This window comes from Mesorhizobium sp. M7A.F.Ca.CA.001.10.2.1 (assembly GCF_003998575.1).
In the GTDB taxonomy this organism is placed as follows: Bacteria; Pseudomonadota; Alphaproteobacteria; order Rhizobiales; family Rhizobiaceae; genus Mesorhizobium.
Map to the genome: position 1 here is coordinate 1 of NZ_RZQY01000156.1, position 10,363 is coordinate 10,363.

7 protein-coding genes are annotated in these 10,363 nt (G+C 63.3%); 4 read left to right on the top strand and 3 right to left on the bottom strand.

Annotated features, from left to right (window positions below; genetic code table 11):
* The 3 genes from EN964_RS12805 to EN964_RS12815 all read right to left on the bottom strand — a co-directional run.
* A partial coding sequence (locus EN964_RS12805) for a TRAP transporter large permease subunit (RefSeq protein ID WP_127276418.1) occupies window positions 1–1,757 on the bottom strand: 1,757 nt, incomplete at its 3' end.
* Window positions 1,757–2,341 (bottom strand): TRAP transporter small permease subunit, encoded by a 585-nt coding sequence (locus EN964_RS12810; RefSeq protein WP_127266510.1) that lies wholly within the window; start codon window positions 2,339–2,341, stop codon window positions 1,757–1,759. The genes EN964_RS12805 and EN964_RS12810, both read right to left, overlap by 1 nt.
* Before the next feature lie 186 nt (window positions 2,342–2,527).
* Entirely contained in the window at window positions 2,528–3,433 is a 906-nt protein-coding gene (locus EN964_RS12815; RefSeq protein ID WP_127266511.1) for a branched-chain amino acid ABC transporter permease, read from the bottom strand.
* A gap of 148 nt (window positions 3,434–3,581) precedes the next feature.
* Between EN964_RS12815 and EN964_RS12820 the strand changes: the two genes are divergently transcribed.
* From EN964_RS12820 to EN964_RS12835, 4 genes are all read left to right on the top strand, one after another.
* On the top strand, window positions 3,582–4,193 hold the full coding sequence (locus tag EN964_RS12820; protein ID WP_127271073.1) for a CGNR zinc finger domain-containing protein: 612 nt from the start codon (window positions 3,582–3,584) through the stop codon (window positions 4,191–4,193).
* Entirely contained in the window at window positions 4,186–4,722 is a 537-nt protein-coding gene (locus tag EN964_RS12825) for a hypothetical protein (RefSeq protein ID WP_127269757.1), read from the top strand. Before EN964_RS12820 ends, EN964_RS12825 begins: the two co-directional genes overlap by 8 nt.
* Before the next feature lie 219 nt (window positions 4,723–4,941).
* Window positions 4,942–8,436 carry an indolepyruvate ferredoxin oxidoreductase family protein gene (locus EN964_RS12830; protein WP_127271070.1) on the top strand — a complete coding sequence of 1,165 codons (3,495 nt, stop codon included), beginning with the start codon at window positions 4,942–4,944 and terminating at the stop codon, window positions 8,434–8,436.
* A 144-nt stretch (window positions 8,437–8,580) separates the two neighbouring features.
* Window positions 8,581–10,363, top strand: a 1,783-nt coding sequence (locus EN964_RS12835; protein ID WP_127276420.1) for a bifunctional diguanylate cyclase/phosphodiesterase, incomplete at its 3' end; no start/stop codon positions are given.

Sequence of the window (10,363 nt, forward strand, 5' to 3'; positions counted from 1 at the left end):
AGGTCGGGCTGTGGCGTTGCCGGCTTGGCCGGCGGCGCGTCGCCGAAGCTCGGCGGCTGCGACAGATCGGGGGCGGCGGGAGCCGTGCCGCCGCCGGCAGGCGCTGCGCCATCCGCCGGCGGCGTGCCGAGCGGCGACAGGCCGGGCATCTCCGGCACCTGGTAGTCGATCGTGCCCGGATCGACGGTCGTTCCCTTGTAGTGCATCACCATTTGCGGGAAGGCGATGGTCAACCCGATCATGATCACCTGGATGCAGACAAAGGGCACCGCGCCCCAATAGATCTGTCCGGTGGTCACCGGCGCGATTTGTTTGCCGGTGAGACGATCGAGATAGGGCACGCGCGCAGCCACCGAACGCAGGTAGAACAGCGCGAAGCCGAAGGGCGGGTGCATGAAGCTGGTCTGCATGTTGACGCCCAGGAGCACGCCGAACCAGATCAGGTCGATGCCGAGCTTGTCGGCGGCGGGCGCCAGCAGCGGTACGATGATGAACGCCAATTCGAAGAAGTCGAGGAAGAAAGCGAGGAAGAAGACGAGCATGTTGACGCCGATCAGGAAGCCGACCTCGCCGCCCGGCAGCGACGTCAAAAGGTGCTCGACCCAGATGTGGCCGTTGACGCCGTAGAAGGTCAGTGAGAACACCCGTGCGCCGATCAGGATGAAAAGCACGAAGGACGATAGCCTTGTCGTCGAGGCCAGTGCCTGCTTGACGACGTCAAGCGACAAGCGCCCCTTTGCCGCCGCCATGATCAAGGCGCCGACGGAACCCATGGCGCCGCCTTCGGTCGGCGTGGCGATGCCCAGGAAGATGGTGCCCAGCACCAGGAAGATCAGCGCCAGCGGGGGGATCAGCACGATGATCACCTGCTGCGCGAGCCTGGACATCATGTTGAAATTCAGGCGTTTGTCGGCAATGGCGACGATGTAGATGAACAGGACTCCGGCAGTCGCGCCGAGAATGTCGGCATTGTCGCCATGCGCCGGCGCCAGATAACGATACGCCGCGTAGGAAACCGCTAATGTGACCAGCAAAGCCACCAGCAGCGACATCACGCCATGGCCGAGTGTACGGGCCTCGAGCGGCAGCGCCGGCATCGAGTTCGGCCGGATGATCGACATGATCAGGATGTAGGACATATAGAGGACGGTGAGCACGAGGCCGGGGATCAGCGCGCCGGCATACATGTCGCCGACCGAACGGCCGAGCTGGTCGGCAAGCACGATCAGCACCAGCGACGGCGGGATGATCTGGGCAAGCGTGCCCGAGGCGGCAATGACACCGGATGCGAGCCGGCGGTCATAGCCATAGCGCAGCATGATCGGCAGCGAGATCAGGCCCATGGCGATGACGGAAGCCGCCACCACGCCGGTGGTCGCTGCCAAAAGCGCGCCGACGAAGATCACCGCATAGGCAAGGCCACCGCGGATTGGCCCGAACAGCTGGCCGATCGTGTCGAGCAGGTCTTCGGCCATACCCGATCGCTCGAGCACGATGCCCATGAAGGTGAAGAACGGAATGGCCAGCAGCGTGTCGTTCGACATCACCCGGCTGCCGTAGAAATTATCCGGCAATGCGTGCAGGAGCGGCCAGGCGAGGTTGATCGATCCTCCGGAATAAGGCGACAGCAGCACGCCGATGAAGAAGAACATCAAGCCGTTGGCGGCCAAGGAAAAAGCGACGGGGTAGCCGATCAGCAGGAAGATGATCAGCGAGGCGAACATGATCGGCGCCATGTTCTGCGCGATGAACTCCATCACGAGCGCACCTCGTCGGCCAGCGCCTTGGCTTCGAGTTCGGCCTGCTCATGCACGGAAATGAACGGATTGGGATCGTCCATGTCGCCGCGCATGATGGCGATCTTCTTGATGATCTCGGAGATGCCCTGCAGCGCGAGCAGGAAAAAACCGACGAGCAGGATGGCCTTGGCCGGCCAGATGATCAGACCGCCGGAATTGTTGGACATCTCGCCGCTGCGAAACGACAGCGACACATAGGGCACGAAATAGATCACCATCAACGTCACGAACGGCATCAGGAAGAAGAGATGCCCGAGTAGGTCGATCCAGTGCTGCACGCGGCGTGAAAACAGGCCGTAGACGACGTCGATGCGGATATGCTCGTTCTGCTTCAGCGTATAGGCGGCGGCCAGCATGAAGGCGGCGCCGAACAGATACCATTGCAGCTCGAGCCAGGCGTTCGAGGATATGTCGAACACCTTGCGGATAATGGCGTTGGCGGCGCTCACCAGGATCGCCAGCAGGATCAGCCACGATATCCACTTGCCGATGAATTCGTTGGCGCGATCAATTGTCCTGGATAGAGCAAGAAGCCCTGCCATGCATTCCTCCCTTGTACCGGAGGCGTGCCGGCTTCCCCCTTTTGTCCGTCACGCCGCGTGGTCCAACGGTATGCCGCGCGTGGACTGACGGGTCAACAAGGATAGAGGGAGCAAATATCATCGCATGGCAGACAGTGCCCAATACCGGCGATCTGCCCTGGCGTCATGCAACCAAAGTCTGACGTTTCAGGCGATTTTGCCGGTGTCGCGGCCGGCGCCGATCAGGATCAGCGTCGTGACCAGGAACAGATACATCCACGCATCGCGCCATTCGACCGGGAAATAGCCGGCCCACAGCGATTCGGCCATGCCGAAGGCGGCCGCGCCGAGTGCCGCGCGCGACGGCGAGAGATATCCGCCGACCGCCGTCACGAACAGGATTTTCAGGCCGTAGACGAGGCCCGAGCCGAAGCTGACATTGCCGTAATAGAGCCCGGCCATCACACCGGCCAGCGCGGCGCAGAAGCCGCCGAACAGGACCGCGTGCCGGAACACCGCGCGCACGTCGACGCCGCACATAGCGGCTGCCCTGGGGTCGTCGGAGACGGCGCGCCAGCGCCGTCCGAAGCTCGATCGGGCAAATGCCCAGCTGGCCAGCGCGATTGCCGCCACCACCACGGCGCAGTCGATGAGCTGGATGAGCGTCAGCGTTGCCCTGAAGGTGGCGCCCTGCGCGAAAACGATAGGCTGCGCCAGCATCGGCGGCAGCCACAGATCGTGCGTGTCGGCGGCGATGCGGCTCGCTTCGGACAGCAGCAGCAGGATGCCGAGCGTCGTCACCACGATTGCATTGGGTGTGCGGTCGGCCAAAGGTTCGAAGACACTGCGCGACAGCACGTGGCTGATCAGCGCGGCATAGAAGAACGCAGCGACGACGCCGAGCGCCACCGCCGCCAGCAGCGTCAGCCACAGCATCTGATAGCCGAAGGCGGCGGTCAGGATCATCGTCTGGCCGCAAAAGGCGAACAACGCGCCATAGGCGAGATTGGTGCGGTGCAGGATGCCGTTGGTCAGCACATAGCCAAAGGCGAGCAGCGCATAAAGCGCGCCCGAATGCAGCCCGTTCAACACCTGCTGGAAGAAATAGAGCATGCAAAACCTCGAAGCATGCCGCCCAAAAGTGCGAAGCGGTCCTGGCCAACGACAGGCTCAAAAGGCTGCGAAGATCATCGCAGCCCAGAGTGAGGGTGCATCGCTGAATCTAACTTGTCAAATACGATTTATAGGTTAGATTTTCGCCATGACGGTATCCTGGACCCCGCACCGCTTCACCGGCGGCCTGCTTGCGCTCGACACAGCGAACACCGTCGTGCTGCGCGGCGATCCGGGGCGAACCTTCGATCGCTTCGACGATCCGGCCGAGATTGCCCGCTTCGCCGATGCGGCGAGCCGCTTTCGCGCTGCCGAACTTGGCGATAGGCCATTGGCGGTATCCTCGGCGGTGGCGATCGCACCCGTCGTGCTGTCGATCCGCGAGGCGACCGACCGGCTGTTTCGTGGAGCGGCGTCGAAGGGCGCGGTTGCCACCACTGATCTGCCCGGATTCCTGAGAGCCTGCGCCGATGGCCTTGCCGGCAGCCGGACCGAGATCGGTGCGCCGGGGAGGCCGTTCGGTGATCCCCTGACGCCGATCGCTTTCGAGGCGGCACTGGCGGTTTCGGCGTTGTCGCTTCTGCGTGACGACACCGTCGCGAGGCTGAGGATCTGTCCCAATTGCACCTGGCTGTTCGTCGACAGAAGCCGCAATTCCAGCCGCCTTTGGTGCGACATGGCGGTGTGTGGCAACAGGCAGAAGGCAAGCCGTCACTATCGTCGCCGTCGCATGGCGGAAAATGAGGTCAGGAATGCGTAGCGGCCTTTCCCGTTCGATCCTTGTCGGCGTGGCACTCATCGCGGCCGTTGCGCTGGGCGCCTGCCGCGATACCGGCAATGACGAAGGCAAGCTGTTCGAGATTTCCGGCAAGATATTCGTCTTCAACTACCGCCTCGCAAGGGCGACTTATGTCGTGACCCTGCGGCCGCTGAAGCCGATGGGAGAGGGCCAGGTCGCGGTCGCCAGCTTCCAGGATCCCGCCGGCGGCGCGCCTCTGGTGGTCGAGCAGAAGGTCTGGCCGAAGCTCGACAAGGTGACGCTGGAGAGCCCGGCACTGACCTGCGTCGTCAAGAACAAGCCCTATGCGATTGCCATCAGCATCAAAGGCGCCGACGGCGCGGTCCTGCAGAAGATCGACACCACGCTGATGTCGACGGAAGACCAGTCGATCCTGCCCGACCGGCCGCTGGTCATCGACCAGCTCTACACCGCCAATCCCGATCTCGTCGGCCATCCCGACGGCAAGCTGCCGGGCGAACCGAAGCCGGATTGCTCGAAGGGCGGCTGACGCGTCGCGGCCATCCGGGCCGCAGCTGAAATTTTCGTGCGCCGGGCAATATCCGCGGACCGGTTTCATACCCGATTCAGGATGGACGCGGACTGTTCGGTGCGCGTTGCCTGGCATCTGCGATTTTGTTTGACCTGCCTTGCAAGGGGAGAAAGGATGCGTCATCCGACCCCGACGTTGGCTGCCTGCCCCGCGTGGCCTCCGCAGAGGAAATGCCTGATGACGCTGCACGACGTCGCGCTCGACGACAAGTTCGATCTCGCAAAGGAGCGCATCTTCCTGTCCGGCGCGCAGGCGGTCATCCGCATGCTGCTGATGCAGCGCGAGCGTGATCGCCGCGCCGGCCTGAACACGGCCGGTTTCGTCTCCGGCTATCGCGGTTCGCCGCTCGGCGGCCTCGACATGCAGCTTTGGAAGGCGAAGAAACAGCTCGCCCAGGCTGACATCGTCTTCCAGCCGGGTCTCAACGAGGAGCTTGCCGCCACCGCTTGCTGGGGAACGCAGCAGACGGAACTGCTGGGCGAGGGCACTCATGACGGCGTCTTTTCGGTCTGGTACGGCAAGGGACCGGGTGTCGATCGCTCAGGCGACGTGTTCCGCCACGCCAACCTCGCCGGATCGTCGAAGCATGGCGGCGTGCTTGCGCTGATGGGCGATGACCATATGGCCGAATCCTCGACCAATGCGCACGCCACCGAATTCCTGTTCGTCGACACGATGGTGCCGATCCTCAATCCCGCCGGTGTCCAGGAGATCATCGATTACGGGCTCTACGGCTTTGCCATGTCGCGCTTTGCCGGTACCTGGGCGGCGATCAAATGCGTCAAGGACAACATCGAATCGACGGCCTCGGTCGATGCCTCGCTCGAGCGGCTGAACATCGTCGTGCCGGATTTCGACATGCCATCAGGCGGTCTCAACATTCGCCACGAGATCGATATGCTCGGTCAGGAGGAGCGGCTGCATGAGCACAAGCGCGCCGCGGCTTCCGCCTTCATCCTTGCCAACGGGCTGAACCGCATCGTCTATTCGGGCGGCCGCAACCCGAAGATCGGCATCATCACGCTGGGCAAGAGCTATCTCGATGTCCGTCAGGCGCTGGAGGACATCGGCATCGACGAGGCGGCCGCCAACCGCATCGGCGTGCGGCTGTTCAAGGTCGGCTGCCCCTGGCCGCTCGACCTGCATCACATCGCCGATTTCGCCCGCGGCCTCGACACCATTGTCGTCGTCGAGGAGAAGCGCTCGCTGATCGAAGTGCAGCTGCGCGAAAGCCTTTATGGCACTGCCACCCAACCGGTCATTATCGGCAAGAAGGACGAGCGCGGCGACTGGCTGTTTCCGGCCAAGGGCGCGCTCGATCCCAACGAGATCGCCATTGCGCTTGGCGAGAGGATCGTCAGGACCATCGGCCCGTCCGAAGAGATTTCGGCGCGGGTGGCGAAGCTGCGCCAGTTCCAGGCAATGCTCACCGAGGCCACCGACATCGGCTCGCGCACACCGTTCTTCTGTTCCGGTTGCCCGCATAATTCGTCCACCAAGGTGCCGGACGGCTCTATCGCCGCGGCCGGCATCGGCTGCCACTTCATGGCGCTGTGGATGGACCGCAACACCGTCGGTTTCACGGCCATGGGCGGCGAGGGCGCGCAATGGGTCGGCCAGGCGCCGTTCTCCAAGCGCGAGCACATCTTCCAGAATCTCGGCGATGGCACCTACAACCATTCCGGTACGCTGGCGATCCGCTTCGCGCTGTCGAGCGATGCCAACATCACCTACAAGATACTCTACAATGACGCCGTCGCCATGACCGGCGGCCAGCCGCACGAAGGCGGCCTGACCGTCGACATGATCGCCAGGCAGGTGCGCGCCGAAGGCGTCGACCGAATCGCCATCGTCACAGATGAGCCCGGCAAATATGCCGGCAAGGCCGAATTCCCGGCCGGCGCCACCATCCATCACCGCGACGACCTCGATCTCGTCCAGCGCGAGCTGCGCGATGTCAAAGGCGTCTCCGTGCTGCTCTACGACCAGACCTGCGCCGCCGAAAAACGCCGCCGCCGCAAGCGCGGCACCTTCCCCGATCCCGACAAGCGGGTCTTCATCAACGAGCTGGTCTGCGAGGGCTGCGGCGATTGCGGCGTGCAGTCGAACTGCGTCTCGATCCAGCCGGTCGAGACCGAATTCGGCCGCAAGCGCAAGATCGACCAGTCGAGCTGCAACAAGGATTTCTCCTGCGTCAACGGCTTCTGCCCCTCCTTCGTCACTGTGCACGGCGCCAAGATCCGCAAGGCCGAGGGCCTTGCCGGCAAGGCCGATCCGCTGGAAGGCGTGCCCGTGCCGGCGCAATTCCCGCTTGGCGAGCAGGGCTGGGCGGCGATCATCGACGGCGTCGGCGGCACCGGCGTCGTCACCGTCGGTGCGGTGCTCGGCATGGCGGCGCATCTCGAGGACAAAGGCTGCGGCATGATCGACATGGCCGGCCTCGCCCAGAAGGGTGGCTCGGTGTTCACGCATGTCCGCATCGCCCGCACGCCGGACGACATCCATGCCATCCGCGTCTCGGCCGGCAAGGCCGATCTGGTGCTTGGCTGCGATCTCGTCGTTTCGGGCGCCAAGAAGGTGCTGACCGCAGTGCGCGAGGGCCACACCATCTTCGTCGCCAACACCGCCGAGATCATGCCTGGCGAATTTGCCCGCTCGGCGGATTTCTCGTTGCCGATAGGCCGCCTGAAGAAGGCGATCCGCGCGGCCGCGGGCGACGACAAGGCGCATTTCTTCGACGCCACCCGCACCGCCACGGCACTTTTCGGCAATTCGCTCGGCGCCAACATGTTCATGCTCGGCTTTGCCTTCCAGCATGGCGGCCTGCCGCTGTCCGCCGAGGCGGTCGAGAAGGCGATCGAGCTCAATGGCGAAGCCGTGGCGATGAACGTTGCCGCGTTCCGCTGGGGACGTCGCGCTGCCCATCAGCCGGAATTCGTGCGCGGCCTCGTTGCCCAGCCGGGTCCAGCCGTCGCTGGAAAGGCCGGCCCGGGCACGGATGTCGCCGAGACACTGGACGATATCATCGCCCGCCGCGTCGCCTTCCTGACAGCCTATCAGAACGCCCCCTATGGCAGGCGTTATGCCGAAAAACTGGCCGTTTTGCGCGCCGCCGAAGCGAAGGCCATACCTGGGTCGACCACGGTGTCGCAGGCCGCCGCCAGGAACCTGTTCAAGCTGATGGCGATCAAGGACGAATACGAGGTGGCGCGTCTTTACACGGACGGCTCTTTCGCCGCCGAACTGGGCAAGCAGTTCCAGAGCTACGAAAGGCTCGAATTCCACCTCGCGCCGCCGATCATGGGCCGTCGCGGCAATGACGGAAGCCCTAGGAAATCCAGCTTCGGCCCGTGGATGATGAAGGGTTTTCGCCTGCTGTCGGCGATGAAGGGCCTGCGCGGCACCGCCTTCGACCTGTTCGGCTACACCGCCGAACGGCGCATGGAGCGGCGGCTGCTGGCGCAGTATGAGGCGGATCTGGAGCTCATCGCCGGATCGCTGGCCCCGGCCAGGGTCGATGCGGCGGTTGCGCTGGCCTCGGTGCCGGCCCTGATTCGCGGCTATGGCCACGTCCGTCGAGCCAGCGCCGACAAGGCCTTGAGCGAACGCCAAAGGCTGCTCGAACGCCTGTCGAGTACGCTGGCGCGGCCGAAACTTCAGGCCGCGGAATGATCGATACGCCTTGTTTACCTGAACGACAATTTCCTTGCTTTCCGTTACGTCACCCGGCTTGACGGCAGGAGCGGCGGGGCCTCTCTAAATCTTTCTTAAGGCGGATGTGGCACTGCTTGGCTCCCCAGGGTTGGGATTCAGGCGTTGAATCTGATAAAGAAGAACGAGATTCCGGTCGACGTCTACATTCCGTTCGTGGAAACCTTGTTTCGCGACGGGTTGACGCTTTCGATAGGATTCTTTGCCCAAACCCTGCTGGTCGTGCTGGTTTACTGGAAAACCATGGATCCGGCCTATCTCGCCGTCACCCTCGGACTGCTGGCTGTCGCCTTCCTTCGTCTTCGCAACATCAGGAAATATCGCCACGCTCCTTCGCCTCAAAATTGGGAAGAGGCGCGTCGCCGCGAGAACGACTACATACTGTACGGCTCGATGCATGGCTTCATGCTTGGCGCCTTCTGCTTTGTCGGCATCTATCTTGCCTATGACCCGTTCGCGGAAATAGCTGCCGTCTGCGTGACGCTTGCCTCCGCCACGTCTATTGCTGGCCGCAACTATGGTTCGCCCAGGATGGTCGTGATCTTCATTATGACCATGACTTGGCCGATCTCGCTGGGCTTCATCCTGCGGGGCGATCCCTATCACTTCATTCTCGGCCTGCTTTCGGCGCCATTTCTTTTTGCTATCAAGCGCTTCGCCGATCTGGTCCGCGAGGTGCTTTTCGCCGCCCTGTCCGAGGAAAAGAAGGCCAATCGCATCGCCCAGCGCTTCAACCGAGCGCTCAACACCATGTCGCACGGCCTTGTCATGCTCGGCCCGGACGGCCGCGTCGCGGTGGCCAATGCCGAGGCGGCGCATCTGATGTCGCTCAAGTCGCCCGACGCGCTGCTCGGCCGGTCGATCCATGGTCTGTTGATGCGCGGTGTCGCCGGCGGCATGCTGGCGCCCAAGGATTGCCGCTACATCGAGGCCCAGCTGACGCGTGCCCTGCGCGAGGGCCGCGACCGCAAGGTGCTGGTTTCCCTCGCCAACGGCCAGCATTACGAGTTCTCGGCTCGCGAAGGCAGCCAGGAACTGGGCGTCATCACCTTCGAGGACGTCACCGCCCGTGTCGAGGCGGAAGACAAGATCCGCTTCATGGCACGTTACGACAACCTCACCGGCCTGCCCAACCGCGCCTATTTCCATGAACTGGTAGGCGAGGCCATGGTATCAGGCGATCGCGATCGTCTCTGCGGCCTTGCGGTGCTCGACCTCGACGATTTCAAGAGCGTCAACGACACGCTTGGCCATCCGATCGGCGATGGCTTGATCTATGCCGTTGCCGAGCGGCTTGCCGCCATTGCCAGGCAAGATATCACGGTCAGCCGTTTCGGTGGCGACGAGTTCATGATCTTCTTCGACCGCGTCGAGGATGAGAGCCATCTGACCAGCCAGCTCGACGAGATTTTCGCCGGCCTGCAAGGGGAAGTCGACGTCGCCGGTCACGGGCTGCGCATTCAGGCCAGCGGCGGCGCGGTGCTGTCACGGGTCAAGGATACCGATGTCGACGCCATGATCGTCAAGGCGGACCTGGCGCTCTACAAGGCCAAGGAGCTCGGCAAGAACAGCTGGCGGCTGTTCGAAGCCTCGATGGATGCCGCCTTCCGCAACCGTCAGCTGATGAAGGCGGACCTGCGTACAGCCGTGGAAAGCAAGGGCTTGAGGGTGGTCTATCAGCCGATCGTGGCGATGAGCACCATGCGTATCGCCAGCTGCGAGGCGTTGTGCCGGTGGGATCATCCCGATCTCGGGCCGATCTCGCCCAGCATCTTCATTCCTTTGGCCGAGGAAATGGGCATCATTTCCGAGATCAGCACCTTCGTGCTGCAGGCAGCCTGCGCCGAATGCGCCAAATGGCCGGACCAGACCAGCGTCTCGGTCAATC

Excerpts from the sequence above, each read along its gene's own strand:
- EN964_RS12810 (WP_127266510.1), bottom strand. The coding sequence starts at position 2,341 with ATGGCAGGGCTTCTTGCTCTATCCAGGACAATTGATCGCGCCAACGAA.
- EN964_RS12815 (WP_127266511.1), bottom strand. The coding sequence starts at position 3,433 with ATGCTCTATTTCTTCCAGCAGGTGTTGAACGGGCTGCATTCGGGCGCG.
- EN964_RS12820 (WP_127271073.1), top strand. The coding sequence starts at position 3,582 with ATGACGGTATCCTGGACCCCGCACCGCTTCACCGGCGGCCTGCTTGCG.
- EN964_RS12825 (WP_127269757.1), top strand. The coding sequence starts at position 4,186 with ATGCGTAGCGGCCTTTCCCGTTCGATCCTTGTCGGCGTGGCACTCATC.
- EN964_RS12830 (WP_127271070.1), top strand. The coding sequence starts at position 4,942 with ATGACGCTGCACGACGTCGCGCTCGACGACAAGTTCGATCTCGCAAAG.